Source organism: Ferdinandcohnia jepli (assembly GCF_047246645.1).
Classification (GTDB): domain Bacteria; phylum Bacillota; class Bacilli; order Bacillales; family Bacillaceae_L; genus Ferdinandcohnia.
The window spans coordinates 1-25,743 of the sequence record NZ_JBFOKR010000018.1 but is presented as its reverse complement, the minus strand read 5'-3'; the positions used below and the strand labels follow the sequence as shown (position 1 = coordinate 25,743).

The 25,743-nt window shown below is 35.8% G+C and carries 29 protein-coding genes and 2 riboswitches; of the genes, 22 read left to right on the top strand and 7 right to left on the bottom strand.

Annotated features, from left to right (window positions below; translation table 11 throughout):
• Window positions 1-4: 4 nt before the first annotated feature.
• The gene (locus AB3M96_RS18370) at window positions 5-196 is read right to left on the bottom strand and encodes a hypothetical protein (RefSeq protein ID WP_412969149.1); all 192 of its coding nucleotides are present in this window, start codon (window positions 194-196) and stop codon (window positions 5-7) included.
• Here AB3M96_RS18370 and AB3M96_RS18365 point away from each other — a divergent pair.
• The gene (locus AB3M96_RS18365; protein WP_412969147.1) at window positions 120-359 is read left to right on the top strand and encodes a Parvovirus coat protein VP1-like protein; all 240 of its coding nucleotides are present in this window, start codon (window positions 120-122) and stop codon (window positions 357-359) included. The two genes, AB3M96_RS18370 and AB3M96_RS18365, sit on opposite strands and share 77 nt — an antisense overlap.
• Here AB3M96_RS18365 and AB3M96_RS18360 read toward each other — a convergent pair.
• Window positions 346-1,170: a S1C family serine protease gene (locus AB3M96_RS18360; protein WP_412969093.1), complete on the bottom strand. Its 825-nt coding sequence runs from the start codon at window positions 1,168-1,170 to the stop codon at window positions 346-348. The genes AB3M96_RS18365 and AB3M96_RS18360 overlap by 14 nt on opposite strands.
• Window positions 1,171-1,293: 123 nt before the next feature.
• Complete coding sequence (locus tag AB3M96_RS18355; RefSeq protein WP_412969092.1) at window positions 1,294-2,370, bottom strand: M42 family metallopeptidase; 1,077 nt, start codon at window positions 2,368-2,370, stop codon at window positions 1,294-1,296.
• Between the two features lie 241 nt (window positions 2,371-2,611).
• A riboswitch (TPP riboswitch) is annotated at window positions 2,612-2,718 on the top strand.
• A 90-nt stretch (window positions 2,719-2,808) separates the two neighbouring features.
• Between AB3M96_RS18355 and AB3M96_RS18350 the strand changes: the two genes are divergently transcribed.
• From AB3M96_RS18350 to AB3M96_RS18330, 5 genes are all read left to right on the top strand, one after another.
• Window positions 2,809-3,570, top strand: coding sequence for a 3-oxoacyl-ACP reductase (locus AB3M96_RS18350; protein ID WP_412969091.1), 762 nt, complete (start codon window positions 2,809-2,811; stop codon window positions 3,568-3,570).
• A 14-nt stretch (window positions 3,571-3,584) separates the two neighbouring features.
• Complete coding sequence (thiW, locus tag AB3M96_RS18345) at window positions 3,585-4,088, top strand: energy coupling factor transporter S component ThiW (RefSeq protein ID WP_412969090.1); 504 nt, start codon at window positions 3,585-3,587, stop codon at window positions 4,086-4,088.
• A 331-nt stretch (window positions 4,089-4,419) separates the two neighbouring features.
• A complete protein-coding gene (locus AB3M96_RS18340; RefSeq protein ID WP_412969089.1) occupies window positions 4,420-4,863 on the top strand; it encodes an RlpA-like double-psi beta-barrel domain-containing protein in 444 nt (147 codons plus the stop codon).
• A 156-nt stretch (window positions 4,864-5,019) separates the two neighbouring features.
• The gene (locus AB3M96_RS18335) at window positions 5,020-5,829 is read left to right on the top strand and encodes a glycerophosphodiester phosphodiesterase (protein WP_412969088.1); all 810 of its coding nucleotides are present in this window, start codon (window positions 5,020-5,022) and stop codon (window positions 5,827-5,829) included.
• Window positions 5,830-5,876: 47 nt separating this feature from the next.
• The gene (locus AB3M96_RS18330; protein ID WP_412969087.1) at window positions 5,877-6,257 is read left to right on the top strand and encodes a DoxX family membrane protein; all 381 of its coding nucleotides are present in this window, start codon (window positions 5,877-5,879) and stop codon (window positions 6,255-6,257) included.
• A gap of 21 nt (window positions 6,258-6,278) precedes the next feature.
• Here the strand turns inward: AB3M96_RS18330 and AB3M96_RS18325 are convergent, their stop codons facing one another.
• Together AB3M96_RS18325 and AB3M96_RS18320 are read right to left on the bottom strand one after the other, a co-directional pair.
• Window positions 6,279-6,461, bottom strand: a complete 183-nt coding sequence (locus AB3M96_RS18325; RefSeq protein ID WP_412969086.1) for a hypothetical protein — start codon at window positions 6,459-6,461, stop codon at window positions 6,279-6,281.
• A gap of 50 nt (window positions 6,462-6,511) precedes the next feature.
• The gene (locus tag AB3M96_RS18320) at window positions 6,512-7,930 is read right to left on the bottom strand and encodes a Na+/H+ antiporter NhaC family protein (protein WP_412969146.1); all 1,419 of its coding nucleotides are present in this window, start codon (window positions 7,928-7,930) and stop codon (window positions 6,512-6,514) included.
• A 148-nt stretch (window positions 7,931-8,078) separates the two neighbouring features.
• Here AB3M96_RS18320 and AB3M96_RS18315 point away from each other — a divergent pair, with 148 nt between their 5' ends.
• Together AB3M96_RS18315 and AB3M96_RS18310 are read left to right on the top strand one after the other, a co-directional pair.
• Window positions 8,079-8,948, top strand: coding sequence for a proline iminopeptidase-family hydrolase (locus AB3M96_RS18315; RefSeq protein WP_412969085.1), 870 nt, complete (start codon window positions 8,079-8,081; stop codon window positions 8,946-8,948).
• A gap of 440 nt (window positions 8,949-9,388) precedes the next feature.
• On the top strand, window positions 9,389-9,856 hold the full coding sequence (locus AB3M96_RS18310) for a GNAT family N-acetyltransferase (protein WP_412969084.1): 468 nt from the start codon (window positions 9,389-9,391) through the stop codon (window positions 9,854-9,856).
• A gap of 55 nt (window positions 9,857-9,911) precedes the next feature.
• Here the strand turns inward: AB3M96_RS18310 and AB3M96_RS18305 are convergent, their stop codons facing one another.
• Window positions 9,912-10,976, bottom strand: a complete 1,065-nt coding sequence (locus AB3M96_RS18305; protein ID WP_412969083.1) for an aromatic acid exporter family protein — start codon at window positions 10,974-10,976, stop codon at window positions 9,912-9,914.
• Window positions 10,977-11,416: 440 nt separating this feature from the next.
• Here AB3M96_RS18305 and AB3M96_RS18300 point away from each other — a divergent pair, with 440 nt between their 5' ends.
• The 8 genes from AB3M96_RS18300 to AB3M96_RS18265 all read left to right on the top strand — a co-directional run bounded on the left by AB3M96_RS18300 (window position 11,417) and on the right by AB3M96_RS18265 (window position 20,372).
• Window positions 11,417-11,944, top strand: coding sequence for a hypothetical protein (locus AB3M96_RS18300; protein ID WP_412969082.1), 528 nt, complete (start codon window positions 11,417-11,419; stop codon window positions 11,942-11,944).
• 29 nt (window positions 11,945-11,973) lie between these two features.
• Window positions 11,974-13,185 (top strand): MFS transporter, encoded by a 1,212-nt coding sequence (locus AB3M96_RS18295; RefSeq protein ID WP_412969081.1) that lies wholly within the window; start codon window positions 11,974-11,976, stop codon window positions 13,183-13,185.
• A gap of 233 nt (window positions 13,186-13,418) precedes the next feature.
• Window positions 13,419-15,674: a sensor domain-containing protein gene (locus AB3M96_RS18290; RefSeq protein ID WP_412969080.1), complete on the top strand. Its 2,256-nt coding sequence runs from the start codon at window positions 13,419-13,421 to the stop codon at window positions 15,672-15,674.
• Window positions 15,675-15,902: 228 nt separating this feature from the next.
• Complete coding sequence (locus AB3M96_RS18285) at window positions 15,903-17,096, top strand: MFS transporter (RefSeq protein WP_412969079.1); 1,194 nt, start codon at window positions 15,903-15,905, stop codon at window positions 17,094-17,096.
• 481 nt (window positions 17,097-17,577) lie between these two features.
• A complete protein-coding gene (locus AB3M96_RS18280) occupies window positions 17,578-18,579 on the top strand; it encodes an LLM class flavin-dependent oxidoreductase (protein WP_412969078.1) in 1,002 nt (333 codons plus the stop codon).
• 163 nt (window positions 18,580-18,742) lie between these two features.
• Window positions 18,743-18,872, top strand: a riboswitch (FMN riboswitch).
• A 161-nt stretch (window positions 18,873-19,033) separates the two neighbouring features.
• Window positions 19,034-19,609 carry an ECF transporter S component gene (locus tag AB3M96_RS18275; protein WP_412969077.1) on the top strand — a complete coding sequence of 192 codons (576 nt, stop codon included), beginning with the start codon at window positions 19,034-19,036 and terminating at the stop codon, window positions 19,607-19,609.
• Window positions 19,610-19,761: 152 nt separating this feature from the next.
• Window positions 19,762-19,965: a zinc ribbon domain-containing protein gene (locus AB3M96_RS18270; RefSeq protein WP_412969076.1), complete on the top strand. Its 204-nt coding sequence runs from the start codon at window positions 19,762-19,764 to the stop codon at window positions 19,963-19,965.
• 11 nt (window positions 19,966-19,976) lie between these two features.
• Window positions 19,977-20,372, top strand: a complete 396-nt coding sequence (locus AB3M96_RS18265; protein WP_412969075.1) for a secondary thiamine-phosphate synthase enzyme YjbQ — start codon at window positions 19,977-19,979, stop codon at window positions 20,370-20,372.
• Between the two features lie 90 nt (window positions 20,373-20,462).
• Here AB3M96_RS18265 and AB3M96_RS18260 read toward each other — a convergent pair whose 3' ends face one another.
• Window positions 20,463-21,641, bottom strand: a complete 1,179-nt coding sequence (locus AB3M96_RS18260) for a TolB family protein (RefSeq protein WP_412969074.1) — start codon at window positions 21,639-21,641, stop codon at window positions 20,463-20,465.
• Between the two features lie 142 nt (window positions 21,642-21,783).
• Between AB3M96_RS18260 and AB3M96_RS18255 the strand changes: the two genes are divergently transcribed.
• The 6 genes from AB3M96_RS18255 to ybaK all read left to right on the top strand — a co-directional run bounded on the left by AB3M96_RS18255 (window position 21,784) and on the right by ybaK (window position 25,448).
• A complete protein-coding gene (locus AB3M96_RS18255) occupies window positions 21,784-22,311 on the top strand; it encodes a GNAT family N-acetyltransferase (RefSeq protein WP_412969073.1) in 528 nt (175 codons plus the stop codon).
• A 119-nt stretch (window positions 22,312-22,430) separates the two neighbouring features.
• Window positions 22,431-23,447 (top strand): DUF3231 family protein, encoded by a 1,017-nt coding sequence (locus AB3M96_RS18250; RefSeq protein WP_412969072.1) that lies wholly within the window; start codon window positions 22,431-22,433, stop codon window positions 23,445-23,447.
• Between the two features lie 109 nt (window positions 23,448-23,556).
• Window positions 23,557-24,081: a YfiT family bacillithiol transferase gene (locus AB3M96_RS18245; protein WP_412969071.1), complete on the top strand. Its 525-nt coding sequence runs from the start codon at window positions 23,557-23,559 to the stop codon at window positions 24,079-24,081.
• 17 nt (window positions 24,082-24,098) lie between these two features.
• The gene (locus AB3M96_RS18240) at window positions 24,099-24,548 is read left to right on the top strand and encodes an NUDIX domain-containing protein (protein WP_412969070.1); all 450 of its coding nucleotides are present in this window, start codon (window positions 24,099-24,101) and stop codon (window positions 24,546-24,548) included.
• A gap of 18 nt (window positions 24,549-24,566) precedes the next feature.
• Entirely contained in the window at window positions 24,567-24,944 is a 378-nt protein-coding gene (locus tag AB3M96_RS18235; protein WP_412969069.1) for a nuclear transport factor 2 family protein, read from the top strand.
• 24 nt (window positions 24,945-24,968) lie between these two features.
• Window positions 24,969-25,448, top strand: a complete 480-nt coding sequence (gene ybaK, locus AB3M96_RS18230; protein WP_412969068.1) for a Cys-tRNA(Pro) deacylase — start codon at window positions 24,969-24,971, stop codon at window positions 25,446-25,448.
• Window positions 25,449-25,743 lie beyond the last annotated feature (295 nt).

Below are 25,743 nucleotides of genomic sequence, written 5' to 3'. Positions count from 1 at the left end.
ACAATTACCCAGATTTTACAATAGCCCTATCTTTCTCGACTTGTGTTTCATATTTTAGTAAAAACAAACCGAGAAGGAAGGGTTTTTCTATGTATAAAAGAAGGAGAGTTGGTTTTTGTATGCCTGGATACCGTTGGTGCGGACCAGGATGTGGGGGAAGTGGTCCACCAACGAATGCCGTTGATAACTGCTGCATGCAACATGATTTTTGTTACCAAAGATTTGGACCGTCAAGAATATGCGACGAGGCATTTTTACATTGTTTAGAAACAAAAAGTAATCCCTTTACCAAGGAAGGCAGGGACGCAAACTTCTTTTCGAAGATGATAAAATTAAAAAGCATTTTTACTCCGTTTTAAATTCAACTTCTTCGAGTAATTTTAGAATGTGGCTGGAAGGTACAGCAAGACCTACAATTTCTTCCGTTTCAATAGTCGGATTAGGAAGTGTCGCAAAAATTACACCAATTACCTTTCCGTCCTTGTTAATCACTGGACTACCACTATTTCCGCGATAAATCGGTGCTTCAATCATCATAACAGGAACTTCCCAATCACGTAAGACAACATTTCCTTTTATTTCACCCTCATTTGCAATTTGAGTAAAAGACAGAGGATTACCTATAAACATGATTTTTTCATTACTCCAATCCTTATCAGCATTATCAAGTTCAAGAGTAGGGAGGTTAGTAGCTTCAATATCGACAATGGCTATATCGAGGTTTGCATCCTTTGCAATAACTTTGCCAGTGTATGAATCACCAGATCGATATTGAACAGTTACAGTGTTTGTATGGTTAACAACATGTTCATTTGTTACTATTAGTCCACTTGAATCCACTGTAAAACCAGTTCCTTTAACACCGGCCCACTCAATCGTTACAACTGCTTTCCTGTATTCTTTTACCTCATGTTGATTTGATAGTCGATTTGAAACCTCAACAAAGCGGATTGCAGGGAGGTTGAATACATTGAACCAAACCTGTAACCCTGTAACGGTCATAGAAACTACAAGTAACAAACTAACTAATTTAACAATAAGACTTCTACGTTTTTTCTTTTTTGCTTTTTCTTTTTCCCATTCTTCATCATCGTCACTTTTAAAAAAAGCATCCCAGTCCATCTCATCATTACTATTTTCTTGTGTTTGTTCCTCACGATCTTTGTCCACTAGGTTAGCTCCTAACTTTGCTTCTATTTCTATAGTAGTATGTGAAATGATAGGTTGGTATAAGCATTTTTTTGGCCTGAACCTCTGCACTAAAATATATCTGCATGGCCAGGCCGTATATTACTATATAAAGCTCATTTCTCCCCAGTTTCCGAGGTCTTTTACTAGTGAGTTGAGTAATGTTAGCGTTTGTTCATAATCATTAAGATCTGCCATTTCAACAGGTGAGTGGGAATAACGGCGAGCTACGGTAATGGCCCCAGCACGAATTCCTTCACGCTCAATGTGAACAGCTGCTACATCAGTTGTTGCTCCTGTCATTACGGCAAGTTGATAAGGAATCTCTAGCTTCTTCGCATGAGACGTTATTAGTTTTTTCATTTGTGGTGACATAATGTTACCACGTACAGAACCTCCAGCTAAAGCAGGAATAACAGGTCCTTTACCGATACCAACCGGATAACCACTACCAAGACTGTCTGGAGTATCTGCACAAGGTATCGTATCAAGGACGATTGCATAATCTGGATTTAGTTTGTAGGTTGCCACTTTTGCCCCACGTAATCCAACTTCTTCTTGAACAGCCACAACACCAACTAATGTTCCGCTAAAGTCACGGCTTTGTAACGTTTTAAATAGCTCCACTAATAGGACACAACAGCTACGGTTATCAATGGCTTTTCCGCAAATTAAATCTTTATTCGTAAATTGCTCAATTTCACTTATGTATGTAATTGGGTCGCCGATTTCAATTCCCATTTCAAGAACTTCAGCTTTTGAAGATGCACCAACATCGACATATAATTCATAAATACTAGGTGCTTTTTTACGTTCCTCGGGAGTTTGTAAATGTCCAGCCTTCACACCAATTACGCCAAAGTGCCCATTTACATTTACTTTACGTCCGATAAGAAGTGTCTCAAGAACTCCACCTGTACGTTCAACTCGAATGAATCCTCGGTCGTCAATATCTCGAACAACACAGCCTATTTCGTCAGAGTGAGCGGAAATCATTAATTTTGGACCAGGCTGATTTCCTTCAAGGTAGGCATATAAATTACCCATATGGTCAACTTCTACCTTATCGGCAAAAGGCTTGAACATCTCTACTAAAGCTCTAACTACATTCATTTCTTGACCAGGTGTTCCTTGGATACTAGCAAGTTCCTTTAATTCTTCTAAGAAAGTTGTTTTAAACATGAAGTGTTCCCCCTAGATAAATTTAATAAAAACACGAATTTCCGCCTATAACGACAGAAATTTCTCAAAAGATCGAATAGAGTAATCTTTTAATCTATTTTTACATAGCTTGTCTCTTTGTGCAACTAAAGGGGTAAAGTGACTACTAACTTTACTATTACTCAGTTTTACTTACCGCACCTTACCAAATTATTACTTTACATCTTTGTGTAACCACGTTATACTTAAAAAAAGAATATTCGCAAACTACTAGGGGTGCCCGGTTGGGCTGAGAGAAAAACAGTTGTTTTTTAACCCTTTGGACCTGATCCGGGTAATACCGGCGTAGGAAAGTAGAGTTAGAGTTAGCAATTTTATCTCGCTACTTAAGCCAGGTCTATTTTACATGGACCTGGCTTTTTTGCGTTGTTCTTTACACTAGTTTAGGGGGTTTTGACTATGAATCTACATAATCAGGTTGTCCTGGTAACAGGAGGAGCACGTGGTTTAGGAAGGGAAATTGTACGGGGTTTTGCACAAGAGGGAGCAAAGGTAGTAATAAATTATTTTCAAAGTGAAGACAAAGCACTATCTTTGAAGGAAGAAATAGGAGAAAACGCTATTGCCATTCAAGCAGATATTCGAAATCGAGAACAAGTCCAACAAATGTTTGGTGAAGCTAAGCGATACTTTGATAAACCCGTAACAACTGTTATTAATAATGCATTAGTTCAGTTTAAATTTGATCCAATATCTAAGAAAAACGCTGATGATATCTCATGGGAGGATTATCAAGCACAGCTTGAGGGTGCTGTAAGGGGTGCATTACATACTACTCAAGCCGCTTTACCTGATATGAGAGAAGAAAAGTTTGGTCGTATCATCACAATTGGAACAAATCTATTTCAAAACCCTGTAGTAGCCTACCATGATTACAATACAAGCAAGGCCGCATTATTAGGGTTTACTCGTAGCATGGCAAAAGAATTAGGAGCGTATGGGATTACAGTTAATATGGTCTCGGGTGGGCTACTCAAAACAACAGATGCAAGTTCAGCAACATCAGAGGAAGTTTTTCAATTAATCAAATCGTCGACACCATTGCAACAGGTGACAACACCTTCCGATGTAGCAAATGCAGTACTCTTCTTTGCCTCTCCATGGGGAAAGGGAGTAACAGGACAAAATCTAGTCGTTGATGGCGGCTTAGTAATGGACTAAAAGGAGGATTTCTAATGAATAAAACGTTAAAAATGACTGTTACAGCAATGCTAGTAGCAGTTGGAACGATTACAAGTCATTTGTTCTCAATACCAATTGGTTTTACAAAGGTATTTCCTATGCAGCATTTTATTAATGTATTATCTGCTGTTATCCTTGGTCCTGGGTATGCAGTATTACAGGCTTTTTCAGTATCACTATTACGAAATATGTTAGGAACCGGGTCATTATTTGCATTTCCAGGTAGTATGATTGGTGCCTTTTTAGCAGCATATCTATTTTCAAAGACTAAGAAACTATCAATGGCTTTAACAGGTGAGATAATAGGTACTGGCATACTAGGGGCTATTGCGTGCTATCCATTAGCTACACTCATCATGGGCAAGGAAGCCGCACTGTTTGGATTCGTACCATCGTTTATCTTTAGCTCAATTGCTGGGGCAATTTTTGGATTTGTAATTTTAAATATCGTTATGAAGAGCTCAGCGATTAAAATGTTTCAGGAGAAGAATTTTTAAGTTGGTTGAATTTTAAAGGACAAAAGTAAATTAAATTCGCGTTGGTGTATTTGCACCCGATTTTTTTCGAGCTTGCTCGAAAGACTTCCTTTTAAAAATCGAGGCATCCGCCGGAGACTATAACTTTATTCAGTCGGAGTTTTAACACTGACTGAATTGTATACTCCTTTTGCATTCATCCCCCACTTATAGAAGTAGGGGACTTCTGCTGAATAAAGTTAAATAGCTTTTTCTTATTTCCTCCTCAACTGTAACCAGAACTGTGTCTATAACATAATTTAATTAGACGAAGTAATTAGTAAAATACGGCTTTTGGGGGAGAAGAAGAGGAATGAGTAATCAAATGTCTGGTCACTACTGTCCTTATTGTCACGGATATATTGATGGAAGAACTACCTATTATCCTACTTATCCGCAGCAATCCTATAATTACGTCCCATATCCAACAGGATATTGGTATCAGCCAAGGGACACTGATTCAATCATTGGTAAGGCATCTTGGACTTGGGGTGGAGTACCAACCAAATGTGAAATTGGTTGGAAATATGATAATAATATGACAGTTGCAGTTGCTGAAGGAAGTCCGTTCAAATGCGGTCAACGTTTAAAAGTAAGAAATCTTTCTTTTGTTCCTTCTCATGAAGTTATTGTCACGGTTGTTGATACGGTGAAGAACTTCCCGTTAAACAAAATTAATCTTCATAGAATGGCCTTTGAGGCACTAGGTGCACAACCAAGTGTTGGAGTTTTAGATGTAGAAATCACTCCAATTTAATAACACATGCAACCAATATGCAATTATCATCACATGAAAACAGCCTAATCTCTTTGAACAACAGGAGAAAAGGCTGTTTATTGTTTTCTCCCAAGCATAGATATCTGTCAGATACAAAGAATAGGAAAGATAACTTTGATATAGGAAAGGTTGCATATGATCAAACGAACTACTCTATTACTACTTATGTTTTGTTTGTCACTTACATCTATAGTTCTCGCTAAACCAGATGATGAGGAACCAATAATAATAGCCCACAGAGGCGCGAATAATAGGTTTAACGAGCACACACTAACAGCCTATAAACTTGCTTCAAAAGATGGTGTTGATTATTTAGAGATTGATTTACGTATGACAAAAGATCACGAGCTTATTGCAATGCATGACGCAACACTCGATCGAACGACAGATGGGAAGGGGAAAGTATCTGATTACACCCTCAATGAAATAAAGTCTTTTAAAACAATCGGTACTTTTCATAATAAAACTGTAAGTGAAGAAATACCTAGTTTAAAAGAAATTCTAAAAACCTTTGCAAAAAATGAAAACTTTTATATTGAAACAAGGAAGGTAAATAATCAACTTGTGATGGAAGAGCCCTTAGTGAAACTCTTACGTAAGTATGACGTTTTAAAAACGAAGAGGGTTGTTCTTCAGTCGTTTTCTAAGGAGAGTCTTGAGAAATTATGGGCTTTAGCTCCTACTATTCCGCTTACCCTTTTATATCGAAAAGGAGAGTTCGATCTAAAGCAGGCAATGTCAACTCCGTACCCTATTATTGGTATTGAATCTTCAGATGTTACGAAAGATGTTGTTGAAGAATTACATAAGGCTGGTAAGAAAGTACATGTTTATTTCACGAATAAACAAACACAAATAGCTGAACAAAAAAGAATCATAAAATACGGTGTAGACGGATATTTCACTGATTTTATAAAAGAAACGCAGCAACTTTTACAAAAATAGCAAATTAATTCGCGTTCCCTTGTATACTTATATAAGGGGGTGTTCGTTTGAAAAAGGTAGCATTGCATGTACCTAGAGTATTCTTAGGTGTGTTATTTTTAGTTGCAGGCGTAAATGGATTTTTTGTAATCTTTGGTTTAGACCCGTTCATTGCGACAAGTCCAGAAGCGATGTCTTTATTTGATTTTTCCTATTTGTTAGTAGCAGAAAAATCGTTAGAGGTGTTTTGTGGGCTACTCTTACTAAGTAATCGATATGTCCCGTTAGCACTGGCCATTCTAGCTCCACTGGTAGTAAACATCTTCTTGCTTCATTTGTTTGAGGATCAATCTTTATTACTTTTAGCAGTTGTTATCATAATCGCACATGGAATATTATTAGTATTTTACCGAAATAACTTTAAAAGTATATTCGAAAAAAGACCATAAAAAAACGCCAAGAGGCGTTTTTTATTCATTATCGTTATCCATTCTTTCCCTTACATTGTTTACTGCATTCTTTGTTGCATCAACAGCACTCATTGCAGCATCTTCAGTAGTTTCTAATGCATTATGAACTGTTTCAAATGCTGAGCCTGCAGTATTCTTAAGATTTTCCGCAAAATTTCTATCGTTCTGTTTTTCATTTGACATATGTATATTCACCTCCTAAATAGAGATAGCTTATGGACTTTTGACCAATCCTATACAAGAAACAGTGCACTTATTACATATAAAATTATTGCAATCCCTCCGCCAATAGCTGATAGTTTCAATTTATAGCGGGCATAATCAACTAAATCCAGGTCTAGTATTGCTGCAGTAGTGATTGTTGTATCACCTAAAGGTGAGGTTATCGCTCCGAATGCACCACTTGCGAATACAGCACCAACTGTTAATGGGATCGATGCTCCAGTCGATAAAGCTAAAGCTATACCAAGTGGCATAAATAATCCCCATGTCCCCCAAGAGGATCCAATAAAATAACCAACAATTGAACCTATTAAAAAGATTGTTGCAGGCGTTAAAAAAGCTGGTAAAAAAGAGCCTAAGGTTGAACTGATAAACTCAGAAAAACCTAATTCCTCGGCCGCCAATGTTAAAGACCAAATGAGTACTAAAAGGCTAATCGCCTGCATCATTTGATTTCCACCATCATAAAAGTGATACAAGACCTCGTTTAGCGGTTGCTTCCGCATCATGTAAAAAATAAACGTTATAATTAGCGTAATAAAAACGGCCAATAACATGACAAATATAGCATCTGCCATTGAAAAAGCTTCAAAAACAGTTTGTGCTCCTAGTGACGTCCCATTCTGCCATAGAAGATATAAAGATAATCCCAGCAATAAGAAGACAGGAATAATCAAATGCCAAGGCTGAGCTTTCACCATTGATAATTCACGTTTAATTCCTGCTCGGTGGTATTCATGCTCTTTTTCCTCTAGGTCTATTCTCATATGGGGATTATTGGGTTTTTTCGAGGGCAAAAATGTTTGAATAATCCCTATAATCAGCATGACAATCGCGTAAAAGTTAAACAATATACTAAGCAAAAATACCTGATAAGGAGACATTCCCAGATCAAGTCCACGGATCCCACCTTCAACTAATGAAACCATAAAGCCTACAAATGCCGTTGCAACTGGCAATAGAACGATAACAGATTCAGTTGAAATATCTAATGTCATCCCAACTTTTTGCTTTGAGAGATTCATTTTCTTTATAAGAGAATTAATAATCGGTCCAATCATCATGATCCGAAACATTGGCATCATAAATGTAAAAGGGAGAGTAAACCAAATAAGTCCTAGTAAACCACGTTCACTTTTTATTTTAGTTCCAATCCATTCGGTAAATCCTTTAATACCTCCGGCTATGTTCATCATTCCAACTAAACCACCAAAAACATATAGGAAACTAATGATTTTTATATTTGTTTCATCTGACAGTGTTGTAACAACATATTCTACAGCTTTCTGAGTTCCATCTAATAAACTTGCTGTAACAAGAATGGAGCCCACAAGAAGTCCTAACACAAGCCCGGGGAATATATCTTTTAACCAAATAGACATTGCGATTACAATCAGAAATGGTAAAAGAGAAAGCCATGCTTGATCCATTATTTCTTTCATCCTCCATTTCATTTTTCTAAGCTATTTAGTTAGTATTACCTTACATATATGAACATTATTTATTTCAAGGTATCTTCCAATTTCAGAAGTTTTGCAAGATAATAAAGGGAGGTTGAAGTATTGAGGAGGGTCACGTATGTCTATGAAGGAAGGTTTTGTTGAAGTAACAGGAGGGAAGGTCTGGTATCAGATACATGATATAGGCGCCAAGAATACACCAGTTATTGTTTTACATGGTGGTCCTGGTTCTTCACATTTTTCATTACAAGGTTTGAGAATATTAGCGGAAGATCGTCCCGTAATTTTTTATGATCAGTTAGGCTGCGGAAAATCAGACCGCCCAACTGACACATCATTATGGACAATCGACCGTTTCGTTGAGGAACTTGAACAATTGAAGAACGCACTTGGCCTTGAGGAATTCCATATCCTCGGACATTCATGGGGGACAACCCTAGCCGCGGCATATTACTTAGCAAAACCAGCGGGTGTTAAAAGTATACTATTTTCAAGTCCATGTTTAAGTGCACCACAATGGGCTGCGGATCAAGAAGAAAACCGCAAGAAACTACCAAAAGATGTTCAAGAGACATTAAAGATACATGAAAAAAATGGAACGACAGACTCTGAAGAATATAAGGAAGCGACCGAGATTTTCAACAAACATTTTGTTTGCCGACTTGACCCATATCCGGAGTTTCTAAAAGAGGGGAGAAAGTATAAAAACCCTGAGATATACAATATAATGTGGGGACCATCAGAATTTCATGTAACAGGTAACTTAAAAGACTTTGATTGTACATCTCAGTTAAAGGACTTTAACATTCCAACATTATATACATGTGGCCGATATGACGAAGCAACGCCAAACTCAACTGAGTATTTTAGCTCTTTGACTCCAGGAAGCAAGTTCCATGTATTTGAGCAAAGTGCTCACATGCCATATTTAGAGGAACAAGAGGAATATGTCAGAGTGGTACGCAGCTTTTTGAAGAGTGTTGATTGAAATTTGCTTAAATAAGTGAATAAAATAACAGTTATTAAACTATAAGGTTACATATGAAAGGCTATGATTACTGAGATATTTTAAAAAAATGGGATTTCCGGAACCATGAACGCTCCATAGTTGCCGAGATTTTGGATAAACCGGGATTTGGTCACTATGAAAGGCTTATAGTGACCGAGATTTCGAAAGCATTGGGATTCGGGTAACCATGAAAGGCTAAATTACAAAGATACTCTGAGTTGGCCACTATGAAAGTCAACTGAAGAAGCTAGCGGGGAACATATAATAACACAATATAATAATACGCTTTACATATCAAAAGATTATAAAAACTAAAGTCTATTAATCTAGGGAAAATTTTTCAAAACAACTCTCTATTAACCATAATTTAATTATGTAAACCATCAATCAAATCCAAAAGTAAGAAAGAGGAATTCTTCATGGAACTGATACGATACAATAAATCGTTTGAAAGTAAAATAGAACAATATCAGTTAACGGAAGAGCAACTACGTTATACTTGCACTCCAAAAGATGCAGTCCTCCTAGAAAAAGAAGATCCTAGTCGTTATTCTATACTCGCAATGGAAAACAATACACTTGTTACATTTTTTGTACTACATAGAAATGAAGGGGTAAAGCCTTATTCAAACAATGAGAAAGCAATCTTAGTAAGAGCTTTTTCAACTGATTTTCGTCATCTAGGAAAAGCTCATGCGAAAAAATCATTAGAACTCTTACCTACCTTTGTGAGAGAACATTTTAGTGATATCAATGAAATTGTACTAGCAGTCAATTTGAAAAACTTTGCAGCGCAAAGCCTGTACAAGAAGTGTGGGTATATTGATGAGGGCGAACGAAGGATGGGTCCAAAAGGTGAATTAATTATTATGAGTTACTATTTATAGGAAACAGTTAACTCGATAATAATAGACGCTAGTACATATCTAGCGTCTTACTCACTTATATCGAAGAACTAGTGTTAATCTTCACTTTATCTTTATATCCTCTAAACTCTTTTTTCTGAACCTCTTTTAATTCATCAATTAAATCAAAAATTGACAGTAGCTCATACATAATCGCTGTTTCCGGTGTAATGTGGTGGTTGTTACCTCCATTATTATTTTCTTCTCTTTGATCAGAGAACCATTCCGTTAACTTGCGAATATCTTCGTTATTTATCTCATCGATTGAAAAAGTTTCACTACACAAAGACGTTTTAAGCGACTGCATACTAGAAAGGATATAGTTGCCCTTTTCACAATCTAACGAAAAATGGTGGGTCGGAAGATAAATGAGATTTCCTAGATGATTGGAAATTTGCCGCAAAATCGTAAACTTTTTATATTCATAATAAAGCTTTCGTGCTTCGTTTCTTTTGAACCGATGGAATTTCCATTCCTCTTTTTGATACGTAAATAGCGTTTCCGTTTTCTCTATATCCTTTAGAACGGTTTGAAACTCCTGTCGAAGTTCGTTACTATCCTTATGTGTATCAACGATCTCACAAATCCTTTTATAAAGGAGTGTGACCGCATCTTTATAAATCGCAAAAATTTTATTTTTAATGCTGTCTAAGTAGTTTGGCGGCATGACAACTATATTGACCAAGGAAGAAACAATAAGTCCCGTAGTGGTCGTCCCTAATCTAATGAAGAAAGATGATGTGTAATGATCATTGACGGTTGAGATCATTGCTACCCCAGTTAGAGTTGCAACAAGCATGCCGTCGTGAAACTTAAGCTTATGACAAATGATAATTGTGAAGAGCGACACGAGAGCATACGAATAGGGACTGTCCCCAAACAAAAATGTAAAAAGAACAGCAAAGCCTGCTCCAATAGCAGAGGCAGGGAAACGGACAAATGCCTTTCGTATAGAATCTGATGCAGTCGGCTCAATTGTTACAATGGCAGTAATTACAGCAAACATAGCTGGCCAATTTAGAAGATGGCATATAAATGCTGTTACAAAGACTGATATACCAGTCTTAATAATTCTCCCGCCAACAAAATTTTTAATACTCATTATAAAACCTCATTACTTACTTAATTTCATTAGTATATCCAGTGTACCTGTTTACTAAATCTCAGAAAGACATTGAATCATTTATGAAAATGTCTATAGAATAACGAATTTCTCCTGTATCTTGGTCAACTACAGATGTAATTTTTGTTGTATGTATATGCTTATAGCGCCTATTGGCCTATATACCGTCCGAATGGAAACCAAATTTTTGAGTCTTGGTCTAGTGTTTGAAGATATTGTTGACTTTCATATGGAAAATCTCCTCCGTAAATTCGTTTCTCTAATTATAATACTATTAATTAGTTGATTGTGTTTTTGCAGAATGCATCTAGCAAAAAAAGAAGGAAAATAGATATTGATATTGAATGTTAAATTAGACATTATCTTTTAATTACCAATTAAACTTTACATAAACTCTATACTCAGGAAGAGGGAAACAAATGAAAAAACTAAAATACACACTGATTGGTGTTGTCGTTGCAGTTGTCGTCGTAATCATATATTTGGAGAATTATAAAATGGAAAATTCCTATTCTACGGTAGAAGAAGCGTTACAAAACTCGGAATTTACTTCTTTGGAAGTACAAGAGGTCATTAAAATTATCGAAGAACAGGAATACTCATATGTCGTTTATTATACACAACTGGAAAATCCAAAAGATTATATAGCAATGGCCCGGTTTCAAAAAAATCGACATGGATGGTTATCACTTGATCAAGTTGGAGTTGCCCCAATTGAAGGAAGTGAAACCGGAGATTTTACTGGTAATGATAATGAATATTTTATCGGAATTGCTAAAGGGGACATTGCAGGTGTAAAACTAGGGTCGAAAGATGCTATTTTAATCCCTCTTAACGAGAAGGGAATCAAAATTTGGTTCTTTCATCAACCAAGTGTAGAGGTGTTCGACGAAAAAGGAATACAGTTTCTTGATAAAGAAGGAAATATTGTTGATAGCAGAAATTAAACTATAATTTAGCACATTTAGGAGCAGCCATGAACAAACAGATTTCTATCCATAATATCCGAGTCATGTTTTGGATTAGATTTTTTGGCACAATGAATTTCATAGCACCTGTATTGACTCTGTTTTATTTAGAGAGGGGACTCGAACCTACTCATATCTTAGTTCTACAGCTTTTCTGGAGTGGGGCAGTACTGCTCGGTGAAGTTCCGGGTGGTGTTGTTGCAGATCGATTTGGTGCAAAAACATCATTTTTCATTGGTGTTATTATAAAAATACTCAGCATCACTTTACTAATCTTCGCTTACGACAAATGGATGTTCTTTCTATTTAGTGCGTTAAATGGATTTTCTGTTACTTTTTTCTCTGGAGCAGACGAGGCTCTCATTTACGAATCACTTAAGGAAGACAATGACCACCATAGAATGGACCGTGCAATGGGGAAGATACAATCTGCTGGTTTTGTATCTATGATTCTTGCAGTTCTAGTAGGAGCCTATCTTGCTGGAGACTTACAAAATGAACAATTTATTTTCCTTATTATCATTGGTCTTGTATTTCAATTAGTGGAGTTATTCTTAATATTCCTTATAAAAAGCCCAGCAAATAGCGGTGCATATCGGGATAATCCTTTTACACAAGTGGTATCTGGAATAACAGCTATTCGAAAAGCTCCAATTCTACTACTTTTATTTGTCAATTTTACACTTGTTTTTATAGCCGCCGACTCGGTATACGAAGCTTTTAATCAACCGATTTTTACGAATGCAGGCCTGCCTGTTGTAATGATAGGAGTTCTTTATGCTCTTGCTGCGTTACTTGGCTTTTTTACATCCCAATCTGTTGGTTGGTTTACAGAACATTTTTCTCGCAAGTTTTTGATGAGTGTAACTGGTGGTCTCGCTGCACTTGGCCTATTTTTATCAGCCATTTACGGTGAATCTATCTGGATTGTAATTGGTGCCTTTTTTGTCCTAAGGCTAGGTCAATCAATAAGGGGACCCATTTATTCGCAACTGAAAAACGACTTAATACCTTCTGACATTCGAGCAACAACATTATCTTTATTATCTGTGCTTGATTCAGCATTTGACTTGATTGTATTTGGATTACTAACAGCTGCAGCGTTTAACGGATTAACCGGTTTATTAATAGCGAGTAGTATCGTCGCGTTACTGGGGACGATAACTCCGATAAAATGGAGAAGTAAGGCTTCTGGAAGCGAAAAAGATCTTACGGCTTAGAATAATCTTTTACTAACATTTTAATAGTTTATTTCTAAATCAAACCGATATCGGTTTGGTTTTTTATATATTAAGCTAAAACATTGTTCATTAAATCAGTTTTATTTTTTAGGAATAAACTCCTATTGTAATAGGAATCAAAGGCGATATCTAATCTTATATTTAATAGCTACAATGGGGAAGGTAAGAAAATAGCTAGATGAATTTTTTATAATTAGTTTATAGGAGAAAATATGAAATTTATTAGAAGAATTAGTGTTACATTACCTTTATTTATTATATGCATGTGGCTAATCATCCATATTTATAGCGAAGGACGTAATTTGTATTTTTTAGTAAGCTTAGTAATTGGAATACTTTCCATTATTCTTTCGTGGTTTTTAGCAGGCCAATTTCAAAAATCAAGGTTTTACTATAATGAACTTAAAGCAAGTAAAAAGGAATTAGAAGTACAAAAAGAAAATTTACAAGAAATTTTTGATTCCGTCGATGCTACGATTTGGTCGAATGATATTGTTAACCAAAGGATTTTCGTCTCAAAGGGAATTGAAAAATTGATTGGTTATACAACAGTGGAGTTTTATGAAAATTACTCATTTTGGATCAGTATTATACACCCAGACGATCGTCAAAAATCCTTAGAGTTTTACGAAGATGCTCTTTCCGGAAAGCCCTATAATACTGAGATACGGTTCGTTTCAAAATATGGGAAAATTGTATGGGTATATTTTTCAGGAACCCCCGTTTCTAACGCTAAAAATGAAGTTGTTAAAATAAATGGTGTTGTCGTTGATATTACTGAACGAAAAAAAGCAGAGTCTATGTTAGAGGAAAGTGAAAACCGATATCGAAATGTTGTAGAATTATCACCGAATTTAATTCTAATACATCAACATGAAAAAATAGTTTATGCAAACCCTGCTACAATAAAAGCTCTTGGTCTGGTAAATCCAGATGAATTAGTTGGGCAATCGATTTATAATTTTGTTCATCCATCTTCGAAAGAAAAAGTAGTTGTTCGAAGTAATGAAATTTACAAGAACAAGACAGTGGACAACTATACTGAATATAAAATTGTCCGGACAGATGGGAAAATCATTCATCTAGAGATAGCAGGTAATGAAATAATGTACAATGGTGAGCCTGCCATCATGGTTGTAGCAAATGACATAAGTGCCAAAAAGGAATATGAGAAAAGCATAAAATTTATGGCGTATCATGATGCCTTAACAAGTTTACCAAACCGTCATATGTTTAATGAATACCTTGAAAAAGCTATAGCACGCTCTAGTCGTGATAAACAAGAACTTGCAATAATGTATATTGATTTAGATCGTTTTAAGTTTATTAATGATTCAATGGGGCATGAGGCGGGTGATCAATTATTAAAACAAGTTTCAGGGAGATTGTCAGGAAGTGTACGTAAGGGTGACCTTGTTTCAAGACAAGGTGGCGATGAATTTGCAATTTTATTAGAAAATGTTGATGAAACAATTATCCGAGAGATTTCCGAGCGTATCCTAGAGTCTTTTTCACATCCGTTTTCCATACAAAACCAACAACAGTATACAACCCCAAGTATCGGAATAAGTATTTTTCCGATGGACGGCAATGATAAAGAAACACTTTTATCAAAGGCTGATACAGCTATGTACTTAGCAAAGAAAAGGGGAAAAAATAATTATCAATTCTTTTTACATGAACAAGGGGATATACTCAACCGAAAAATAAAATTGGAACAAGACTTACGAAATGCTCTAGATAATCGTGAATTTTATCTTGAATACCAACCAAAAGTAATATTAGAAACCTCAGTCATATATGAAGTGGAAGCTTTAGTTAGATGGAAACACCCTGAGTTAGGAATGGTCTCTCCTGCAGAATTTATTCCGATTGTTGAAGAGTGTGGTTTAATTATTACTTTAGGCGAATGGATCTTAAATGAAGCATGTATACAAAATCGGATTTGGCTAGAAGCAGGTATACAAATTAAAGTTGCTGTGAACGTATCTCCTATTCAATTTGAGGATCGACATTTTGTTGATTTAGTTGAGCATACCTTAAATAAACATTGCCTACCTGCAGAATACCTTGGGCTAGAAATAACAGAAAGTGTTATGCAAAATAGAATAAAATCCGCTATGACCATTAAACAACTGAAAGACCTAGGGGTTACCATATCAATAGATGATTTTGGTACAGGTTATTCTTCTTTAAGTTTGTTAAGTAATTTACCAATTGATTTTGTGAAAATTGACCGCTATTTCATTAGTGATCTTTTTATAAATGCCAATACAACTTCACTTGTTAAGAGCATGATAGAAATTGGAGAAAACCTTAACGTTGAACTCGTCGCAGAAGGAATAGAAAATAAGCATCAGATAGAATTTTTAGCTGATAATGGTTGCAAATTCGGACAAGGCTTTTATTATAGCCCACCTTTGTCAGCAGTTGAAATTGAGAAGCTTTTGACAGGAAGAATTAGTTAAAGCAGAATTTTTCATAGTAAAGGTATAGAGAAATCTCGCCTTATTTTGTCTGGCGAGATTTTAGTACTCTAAAAATTAAATAAATGGTATTATTTACATAATAAAATCAAAAAAAGGGAGAGACCCATTATGAACTGTGTAAGACCTCCTTGTTAATATGCGGTTTATACGATACGTCCGCCACCTTTACCTCTTTCTAATCGAAGTAGAATAAAGGAGTAAGATAAAATGGACGTTCGTAAAAATGTTATGATACTTTATCTAATTGTTTTTTTTCACAACTTAATTCCAGCTTATGTTATTGAAAGGCTTTTTTGGCAGGACAGGGGAATGACAGTCTTAATGGTTGTTTACTGTGAAATCATTTATGCTGCAGTCATTGTCTTATCAGAAATTCCTACAGGTGTGCTTGCAGATCGATTTGGAAGGAAAATACTAATCGTTATTGGCGGTTTGTTTTCCTTGCTTGAGATGATTATTTTACTGTTTGCGCATTCTTTCTGGTCCTTTGCACTTGCGGTCGGACTTGCTGGTATAGCTGGAGCTTGTGTAAGTGGTGCTTTGAATGCATTACTATACGATTCTCTATTAGAAAGAAAAGAAGAGAAATCTTTTGAGAAGATAGTTGGACGAATGAACGCTATCGATTTGATTGGGTCTATTATAGCTGCACTTTCAGGAAGCGTGATAGCCAGATGGTTTGGTCTCGAATTTAACTATATATTATCGGCAAGTAGTCTATTTCTGGCGTTTTTATTTACATTGAGATTGCGTGAACCTCAAAGTAAACAAAGGGACCTTCTAGTTAGTTCTAATCATATTGGGGTAAAAGCTTACCTAATTAGTTCATTTGCATTTTTTAAAAGTCATCCTAAACTAATTTTAATTGTCATTCAGGCAATGGGTATCTCAGCATGTATTACGTATCTTGATGAGTTTTGGCAGCTATATTTAGATGAAATTGGTTTTTCACTGTTATTCTTTGGTGTTTTTTCTGCCATACTTTCTTTAGTCAAAATACCAGGGAACTTACTAGCTTCCCGATTCTTAGAGAAATACAGTGCTGGTCAGATTATTATAGGTGTATTATTCATTATTACTGCCGGTCTTTTCCTTACAGCCATGTTCCCCGGTCCATTAGGGATGATTGTAATTGTTATTATTTTCTTAGCTAGTGGAGTGATTGATCCAGTTATCACTGGGTATGTACATCATCGAACCGATTCTACGATAAGAGCAACTGTTGAATCTGTTCAATCTCTACTTGAAAGAGGGATTACATTAAGCATCGGTCTTGGCTTTGGATTAATTGCAACAAGAGTTTCTGTAACGATTGGCTTTGCCTATTTAGGAGCAGTATCACTGGCTTTCCTGGTTTGGATGCTGGTTAAAAGTAATAAATTCCGAGTTCTTCATCAATAAACAAAGCCTACCTTTTGGGTAGGCTTTTTGCTTATAATCCATTTGGTTTGTGGTAGCGTTTAAATGTACCTTTTTGTATGGATTGATTTACGACCAGTACACCAATACCCACTTCAACCAATCCTAAAATAACGCAGACTATCTGCACATCACTTGTGGCTGTAACCCAATAGGGTAAGATCAAGTGCACGTTGTTTGAGCTCCATAGTACTTCTTTTTCGGAACCATAATCCCCCCTAAGGGATCTTGTTCAATACGATATTGATCAGACGACGCCATTGTACTCTCCATTGTATACGATATTCTTGCACTTAGTGTTTTCTATAATTGTGTTTAGTAAACAATATAATGGGGAGGAGTACAATTTGTCAGAGCCAATTAAATATTAATACTAACAAATCAGGCCCTAAGCATTTCAGTTTGTTTTCTAGTTTGCAATTGATACTATAGTAATAACTCTTTTTTAGAAAGGACAAATAAAATGGCAAATATAAATATACCAGTTTCAGTCTTAAACCTCGCACCAATTCGTGAGGGAGAGGATGCAAAAGGTGCCATTGATTCAATGGTAGAACTTGCACAAGCAACAGAGAAAATGGGATACACTCGTTACTGGATTGCAGAACATCACAATTCACCAACACTTGTGAGTTCAGCTACATCCATTTTAATTAAACATACATTAGAGAATACAGAATCAATTAGAGTAGGTTCAGGTGGGGTGATGCTTCCAAATCATTCACCACTAGTTGTAGCTGAACAGTTTGGGACAATGGCAACTATTTATCCGAATCGACTAGACTTAGGACTTGGTCGTGCACCCGGAACTGATATGATGACTGCTAGTGCATTACGACGAGCACAAAACGATTCAGTATACACATTCCCTGATGACGTAAACGCATTGCTTACTTATTTCGGGCCGCTTGAACGTCAAAGCTATGTAAAGGCATATCCTGGTGTTGATACAAATGTTCCAATTTACATTCTTGGTTCTTCAACAGACTCAGCTTACTTGGCAGCTAAACTAGGTTTACCATATGTTTTTGCTTCTCATTTTGCACCACGTTATATGTCTGAAGCAATTTCAATTTATCGTAGCAGATTCCAACCATCTGAGTACCTAAGTTCTCCGTATATGATGGTATGTCTAAATGTAATAGCAACCGATACTGATGAAGAAGCTCAAAAAGAAATTACCACCATGCAACAATTCTTCTTGAATGTCGTGCGGGGTACACAATCTCCATTACGTCCACCTGTTGAAACAATGGACGGAATTTGGAACGCCGCCGAAAAAGAAATGGCAAGTTCCATGTCCAGTGTTACATTACTAGGAAGTAAAGATTCGATTCGTGAACAATTAACAAACTTCCAAGAAAAATATAACGTGGATGAATTAATGGCTGTGTCTTATATTTTTGATCCTGAAAAGCAAAAACGATCTTATCAAATATTAAAAGATGTCGTTGATGGTAAATAAACTTAAAGGTCCTTTCCAAATGTGGATGGACCTTTTTTGGTCCATCAATCTCTATCGCATCAGCTAGTTTGTTAATTATTTCACAAATCGTTCGAACTTTAGATGTGCATAATGATTCACAGATGGATGCAATACTGATATAATGTAACTGTAATTAAATATGATCTATCTTCGGGGCGTGGTGAAATTCCCGACCGGCGGTGATGAGAGTAATCTCTAAGCCCGCGAGCCGCAAGGCAGGATTTGGTGCGATTCCAAAGCCGACAGTAAAGTCTGGATGGGAGAAGATGGAGGTTCTGCGACGTTCAAAATTAGCAGTGTCGAACGTTTATTAAGCGTGCCTTTTAATCTCCCTCAGGAATAGTATTCTTGGGGGATTATTTATTGTCGGCATGTCTTATTGCTGAACCTTTCTTCTTTTGAGGTGGATCGACAAAAGAGGAGAGGAACAAACATGAAGAAAATATCTTTACGAGCTTTTGTAACAATCGGGATGCTAAGTAGTATATCCTACATATTGATGCTACTAAATTTCCCAATACCGCCATTTCCAAACTTTTTAATGATTGATTTTAGTGATGTTCCAGCATTGCTAGCGGCATTAATTTTCGGACCTTTGGCTGGAGTATTAGTCGAGTTGTTTAAGAATCTGATTGATTATGCATTTACAGGAAGTGAAACAGGGGTACCAATTGGTCATATGGCCAATTTTATTGCTGGGTCAATCTTTGTACTAACAACCTATTACATTTACAAACTATTTAAAACGAAAAAAGGCATGACACTCGGTTTAATTAGCGGAACAGTTGTTATGGCAGTTACTATGAGTATCTTAAACTATTACGTGGTTTTACCTGCATTCAACTTTTTCCTAGAACTTCCTGCGATGTCTGCAGTTGAAACTCGTCAAATAGTTGTTAGTGCCATTTTGCCTTTTAATCTATTAAAAGGAATTATCGTAGCAGTACTGTTTATGCTTTTATATATAAGATTACAAACATGGATAACAAAACAAGCAACTGCACAATAAATTACAGAAGGGTACGGTCGAAACTCGACCTGCCCTTTTTGTATGTCTTACAACAGACGAATCAGCGTGCAATTATATAAAAACATTGAAACATTTTATTATTTCATTCGTATGTAAATACTAGAAAGAAAACAAACTGGAGGGGTTATTTTATGAATGAAAAGGGCTGTGTGAAATGTGGGAGTAGAGACGCTGGTACAAAGGATGTTGCAATGACTGGTTCAGGAATTTCTAAAATGCTTGACCTACAACATAATAAGTTCACGGTCGTATTTTGTAAAAAATGTGGTTACTCTGAGTTTTATAACAAGAACTCTTCAACAGCGTCAAATATTTTAGACCTGTTTTTCGGATAAGGATAAGTACGATGTTAAAGAAATTTGCACTTCAAACAAATAAACGGGATGAAATGATTGATATTACTGAAATTGTGCAGAGATTTGTAGATGAGTCAGGCATTGTTAGCGGTGGAGTTATTGTATATTGCCCACATACAACGGCTGGTATCACAATAAATGAAAATGCAGATCCAGATGTTAAACGCGATATGTTACGCCGCTTTGATGAGGTGTATCCGTGGTCACATAAATTAGATCGACATATGGAAGGAAACACTGCTGCTCACATGAAAGCAAGTACCGTTGGAGCTTCTCAACACGTGATCATTTCAGATCGAAAATTACTCCTGGGCACATGGCAAGGAATCTATTTTTGCGAGTTTGATGGACCAAGAAACCGTTCGTTTTATATAAAAATGATATAAGGCGACTCCACTTAATGGAATCGCCTTTTCAGTTCTCATAAAACACGATTGCTTCTACATCTTTAATCCATTCTTTCGCCCTCGACCCATCTAGGTTCGCCACCCATAAATCTCTGTTTTCATTAAGAATTGATGTCCCCGTAACCAAATGATCTTATTCAATGATTTTATATATTGAGGACTATAGTCTCCATACTTTATTGGTGGTTCTGTTATTTTCATTTGTTTATTATTTTTTATATCGATGGAAAAAAGAGAAGGTAACGGATGTTTCTTAAAGTCGTTATTCCATTCTTGTTCCTTAATGCGTGATGAAACAAATACATTGTCATTCACCCAGTCAAAGTCTAAGTCAGCATACTCTTCAGGTGTAAGCGTTCCAGATGCAGGCATATCGCGAATCTTTAAATCCTTATTTTTGAATCCAAAAACAATCCGCCCATGTCCTGCAATAAAGGCAATTGTATCAGAGGTAGGTGCCCACTTAGGTTCACCCACTTCAAATACAATTTCATCTACAACTTCAAACTGCTTGCCGTCACTCGAGATCACACAAAGCATATTGCTGTCCATTGACCAAGAAGCAGTTGGGGATACAACAAATGAAATCCATTTCTTACTAGGGGAGTATGCGAATTGTTCCGCATATACAGCGATTAATTGATTATCTTTTGTTGTGCCAATCTCTCTTGGGAGTGTAAAAAAATGATCCACCCCTCCATATAATTGAACATCCTTATAATTACTGCTTACTTTCTTCGTATAAATGATAGCACTGGACCATCCGTCTGGACGTATTACACCCGAGGTTGATAATAAAAATCCACTACCATCAGGTAACCAGGTATATGAATGAACACCTGTTGCTATGTTATAAAATCTTGAAGAGTCCGAGATATTTAAGATTCCACTAGCATTAAAAGCTACAATATTTTTTACCGGTGACCACGAAGGAGCATAACCATCATAAAATATCTTCTTTTTTTCACCAGACTCCACTTCATACACCCACAATTCAACTTGCTGTTTATTCGCTTCAAACTCAGAAGGTGTCATAACCTGATATAAAAGCCATTTACCATCGTGAGACCAAGTCGGCTTTGAATACACATTTTTAGTTGATGTAATTTGAATCTCCTTATTATTTTGGAGAAGCCACAAATCACTTTTTCGAATAAAGCTTGCCAACACATCCTCCTGCTCTGCTGCACCTGTCTGAAAAGGGAAAATTACACATAATAAGCTTATAACAAGTAAAATTCGTAACAAGCAAAACCCCTCCATTTTGATGTTATTATCTATAATGTCTTTCTTAAATTCTAGAATATGTGTACATAACCTAATGTTTTTACTAATATTGTGAAAATTCATGGTAAAATGTGACGTAAAGAATCAATAAGGGGGAGAATCATTGTTTCCAATTTTAGAAACTGAAAGGCTAATTTTACGAGAGATTACGAAAGAGGATGCAGGTAATATCTTTGCCTGTTTTTCAAATCCAGATGTTACAAAATACTACGGACAAGACCCATTCACTAGCATCTCCCAGGCAGAACAACTAGTTAGCTTATTTGAAAAAAATTATCAAGAAAAACGAGGAATAAGATGGGGGATAGAGCTAAGAGGGAATAGTGGAATAATAGGTACAATCGGTTTTAATTTATTGTCACTACAGCATAGAAGATCCGAGCTTGGATATGAATTACATCCCTCTTTTTGGGGAAATGGATATGCAACAGAGGCCATACATAAAGTTGTTCAATATGGATTTTCTAACCTAGGGTTGAACCGTATTGGTGCTGTTGTATATATCGAGAATTCAAATTCCAACCATGTTTTAGAAAAGATAGGTTTTCAAAAGGAAGGCATACTCCGCAGTTACATGATGCAAGGTGGAGCATCACATGACGTGAATGTATACTCCTTACTGAGAGAATAATGGAGATTTAATCTGATGACTCGGTGAACTCCGAGTTTTTTCTATTTTATTAGTAAGCATAAGAGAATATCTGTAAGAAAAATGGTAAATCTAATGATATCATCGACAGGAGGACTGTAATGGATAGGGAAAGTATTAAATTATGCGCTTCAGAAATGTCGTCGCTTTGGACTCAATATATGTTTGATACGATGAGTATTTGCTTTATTAAATATGCACTGGAACATATCGAAGATCGAGATATTATCGACGTTTATGAAAAGGCTTTGAAATACTCAGAAGGACATGTGAAAGCGATTGAAGACTTCTTCAAAGGAGAAGAGTATCCAATCCCACATGGTTTTACAGAAAAAGACTACGACCCAAAAGCACCACGCTTGTTTCAAGATACTTTTTATCTATACTATATGTACATAATGACCTTGCAAGGGTTAACAGGATATTCACTTTCTCTAAGTACATCGATTCGTTCAGACCTTAGAAAGTACTACATTCGCTGTAACCAAGAAACAACAAATCTATTTGAGTTAACACTAGACACATTACTTACAAAAGGACTTTTTACTCGTCCACCAATTTTAACACCACCAATAAAATCTGATTTTGTAAAAGAACAAAGTTTTCTAACCGGTTGGTTTGGTGAGAGACGGCCCTTAACTGCTATTGAAGTCGGAGATATCACATTTAATATGAATAAAATGAATCTCCACGTAGCATTAAAAGTTGGGTTTTGTCAGGTTGCTAAGTCAAGAAAGGTTCGACAATACATAAATCGTGGGATGGAAATATCAAATAAACATATTGAGGTATTTGATACAATCTTTCGTGAAGAAAAATTAATTTCTCCAATTTCATGGCAATCTTTAGTGACCAATTCAACTACTTCTCCATTTTCTGATAAATTTTTGATGTATCAAGTACAACTTTCAACTCAAATTGCGATTGCATTTTATGGTACTGCATTAAGCGTAACCTCAAGACGAGATATTGGAAAACATTATGTAACTCTTACAGGTGAATTATTAAAATTTGCTGAAGATGGAGCGAATTTAATGATAGAAAAAGGCTGGTTGGAGCAGCCACCATTATCTAGTGATCGCAGGACCTTAAGTAAAGGGAAAGATGCTCCGTATTAACCAAGTAACGCTAGTTTAGTGTAGCGTTACTTTTTTATTTTTAAAGGGAATATTAATGTGTTTGAAGAATGTATAATATATCCAAATTTTAGAAAAAGGGGGAAATAAGATGGATGAAAGATATCCAATCGGTACTTTTCAATTTGAAGGTGAATTAAGTAATATAATAATTGGGCAATGGATCAATGATATTGAAGCTTTACCCGCATCCATTAGAACCGCTGTTAAAAATTTAACTGACAAGCAGTTGGATACTCCTTACCGGAACGGTGGCTGGACTATTCGCCAGGTTGTACATCATGTACCTGATAGCCATATGAATGCATATATTCGTTTCAAATGGGCATTAACTGAAGATAACCCACTTATAAAACCATACGATGAATCGAAATGGGCAGAGTTATCAGATTACATACTTCCAATCGAAGTTTCTCTTACGATGTTAGAAACTGTTCATACACGTTTTGTAAAACTCTTACGAAACCTAACAAATGAAGAACTACAAAAAACATTTATCCATCCTGAATCTGGCCAAACAACATTAGCTAAAAATATCGGAATGTATGCATGGCATGGAAATCACCATCTTGCTCAAATCACGAGTCTTTGTAAACGGATGGGATGGGACAAATAGCACCAAGAGGAGCAAACATGATGAAGCACTATGTTGTCGGGTTAGTTTTTGATATAGAAATGAAGAATGTCTTATTACTACACAGAAAAAAGGAACCGTACCAAGGATTATACAATGGAGTTGGCGGAAAGGTTGAACAAGGTGAGAATTCCTATCAAGCTATGATAAGGGAATTAGAAGAAGAAACCGGCTTTCTTCCTATTAATATAAAATCTTCTGGATATGTTATAACTATTTCTTACGATTTGGAAAAGAAAATAGATGTCTACTATTTTGTCTTGAATGAGAGTGAACATCGGCTTCCTATTGGGAACGTAACAAATGAGGGTGTTTTGGTATGGCTAAACATAAGTGAAAATCACTTGCTTGATGCATCTCATCCGGAAATGGCAGGGGATGGGAATATAGCTTATTTTATTCAATATGCTCATAAATTAGAAAAAGACAAAAATGTCGGGAAACCTTAGATTGAAAGGAAGAAAATAATGGAACAATTACAAAACTTTTTAGATACATATTTTGAAGCGTGGAACAGAGCGTTTCACACTAAAAATGGGGATGAAATTCGAAATCTAATGTCAAAAGATTTTATAGGTTATTGGGCACATTCTAGTTTAATAAAACCTGACCAATATGATTACTCATATGATTTAGACGGTGTACTTAGTCAGTATGAAGAAGCACATAAAAGTTTCGAATTAGAAACTTATTCTCCTCGTATGAATGGAAAAGAATACGTGGTACTAGGAACAGAAAAGAATATAGTTAATGGTGAACCACATCCAGCTAAATGTATGTTTATTATCCGTAATGAACAAGATGGATGGAAGTTACTAAGAGAATATATAGAATTAGAGAAATAGGCTTTTATTAAGCAGGAGGTTACAATGGCACAAGGTAAAACAAATGCGATGCGGATACTAGATTCAAAAAAGATATCATATCAGATATTTTCCTATGAAAGTAAAGATGGAAAAATAGATGGAGTATCTGTTGCTCAAAAAATTAACAAAGATCCAAAAACAGTATACAAAACATTGGTGGCTCAAGGAGCTACCAATGAAATATTTGTATTTGTAGTTCCTGTAGAAGCTGAGCTGGATCTCAAAAAAGCAGCAAAAGCTGCTAACGTTAAAAAAGTTGAACTTATCCCAGTTAAGGATATTCAAAAACATACTGGCTACATTAGAGGTGGTTGTTCACCAATAGGTATGAAAAAAACATATCCAACTTTTATTAACCAAGGTGTTCTAGAATTAAGTAGTTTTCTTGTAAGTGGTGGGAAAATAGGAGTACAAATAGAAATAAGTATTGATGACTTCATTGAAGTTACTCGTGCAAATATTAATGACTTATTAAAAAGATAAGCACATATAACTGAATCTTATTCGTTATACTAAAATAATAATGATGAGTATATATTTACCATTTGAATAATAGATTTATAGATGCTATTATAGTCAATGTCGCTTCTTAAGGAGTGGACAAAACAGATTTTAAATTGAGTTGTTCGGCATTAATAAATAATGTTGACAACGAAATGAATATTATGTTACTATAAAAAAGTCGACAAAATTCGACATCGAAAAAGTTCTTTGAAAACTGAACACAATACAAGCGTCAACGTTTAATTCAAGTAACAAACTATTGAGCAATCAATAC

Excerpts from the sequence above, each read along its gene's own strand:
- AB3M96_RS18365 (WP_412969147.1), top strand. The coding sequence starts at position 120 with ATGCCTGGATACCGTTGGTGCGGACCAGGATGTGGGGGAAGTGGTCCA.
- AB3M96_RS18370 (WP_412969149.1), bottom strand. The coding sequence starts at position 196 with ATGCAGCAGTTATCAACGGCATTCGTTGGTGGACCACTTCCCCCACAT.
- AB3M96_RS18355 (WP_412969092.1), bottom strand. The coding sequence starts at position 2,370 with ATGTTTAAAACAACTTTCTTAGAAGAATTAAAGGAACTTGCTAGTATC.
- AB3M96_RS18350 (WP_412969091.1), top strand. The coding sequence starts at position 2,809 with ATGAATCTACATAATCAGGTTGTCCTGGTAACAGGAGGAGCACGTGGT.
- thiW (WP_412969090.1), top strand. The coding sequence starts at position 3,585 with ATGAATAAAACGTTAAAAATGACTGTTACAGCAATGCTAGTAGCAGTT.
- AB3M96_RS18340 (WP_412969089.1), top strand. The coding sequence starts at position 4,420 with ATGAGTAATCAAATGTCTGGTCACTACTGTCCTTATTGTCACGGATAT.
- AB3M96_RS18335 (WP_412969088.1), top strand. The coding sequence starts at position 5,020 with ATGATCAAACGAACTACTCTATTACTACTTATGTTTTGTTTGTCACTT.
- AB3M96_RS18325 (WP_412969086.1), bottom strand. The coding sequence starts at position 6,461 with ATGTCAAATGAAAAACAGAACGATAGAAATTTTGCGGAAAATCTTAAG.
- AB3M96_RS18320 (WP_412969146.1), bottom strand. The coding sequence starts at position 7,930 with ATGGATCAAGCATGGCTTTCTCTTTTACCATTTCTGATTGTAATCGCA.
- AB3M96_RS18315 (WP_412969085.1), top strand. The coding sequence starts at position 8,079 with ATGTCTATGAAGGAAGGTTTTGTTGAAGTAACAGGAGGGAAGGTCTGG.
- AB3M96_RS18310 (WP_412969084.1), top strand. The coding sequence starts at position 9,389 with ATGGAACTGATACGATACAATAAATCGTTTGAAAGTAAAATAGAACAA.
- AB3M96_RS18305 (WP_412969083.1), bottom strand. The coding sequence starts at position 10,976 with ATGAGTATTAAAAATTTTGTTGGCGGGAGAATTATTAAGACTGGTATA.
- AB3M96_RS18300 (WP_412969082.1), top strand. The coding sequence starts at position 11,417 with ATGAAAAAACTAAAATACACACTGATTGGTGTTGTCGTTGCAGTTGTC.
- AB3M96_RS18295 (WP_412969081.1), top strand. The coding sequence starts at position 11,974 with ATGAACAAACAGATTTCTATCCATAATATCCGAGTCATGTTTTGGATT.
- AB3M96_RS18290 (WP_412969080.1), top strand. The coding sequence starts at position 13,419 with ATGAAATTTATTAGAAGAATTAGTGTTACATTACCTTTATTTATTATA.
- AB3M96_RS18285 (WP_412969079.1), top strand. The coding sequence starts at position 15,903 with ATGGACGTTCGTAAAAATGTTATGATACTTTATCTAATTGTTTTTTTT.
- AB3M96_RS18280 (WP_412969078.1), top strand. The coding sequence starts at position 17,578 with ATGGCAAATATAAATATACCAGTTTCAGTCTTAAACCTCGCACCAATT.
- AB3M96_RS18275 (WP_412969077.1), top strand. The coding sequence starts at position 19,034 with ATGAAGAAAATATCTTTACGAGCTTTTGTAACAATCGGGATGCTAAGT.
- AB3M96_RS18270 (WP_412969076.1), top strand. The coding sequence starts at position 19,762 with ATGAATGAAAAGGGCTGTGTGAAATGTGGGAGTAGAGACGCTGGTACA.
- AB3M96_RS18265 (WP_412969075.1), top strand. The coding sequence starts at position 19,977 with ATGTTAAAGAAATTTGCACTTCAAACAAATAAACGGGATGAAATGATT.
- AB3M96_RS18250 (WP_412969072.1), top strand. The coding sequence starts at position 22,431 with ATGGATAGGGAAAGTATTAAATTATGCGCTTCAGAAATGTCGTCGCTT.
- AB3M96_RS18245 (WP_412969071.1), top strand. The coding sequence starts at position 23,557 with ATGGATGAAAGATATCCAATCGGTACTTTTCAATTTGAAGGTGAATTA.
- AB3M96_RS18240 (WP_412969070.1), top strand. The coding sequence starts at position 24,099 with ATGATGAAGCACTATGTTGTCGGGTTAGTTTTTGATATAGAAATGAAG.
- AB3M96_RS18235 (WP_412969069.1), top strand. The coding sequence starts at position 24,567 with ATGGAACAATTACAAAACTTTTTAGATACATATTTTGAAGCGTGGAAC.
- ybaK (WP_412969068.1), top strand. The coding sequence starts at position 24,969 with ATGGCACAAGGTAAAACAAATGCGATGCGGATACTAGATTCAAAAAAG.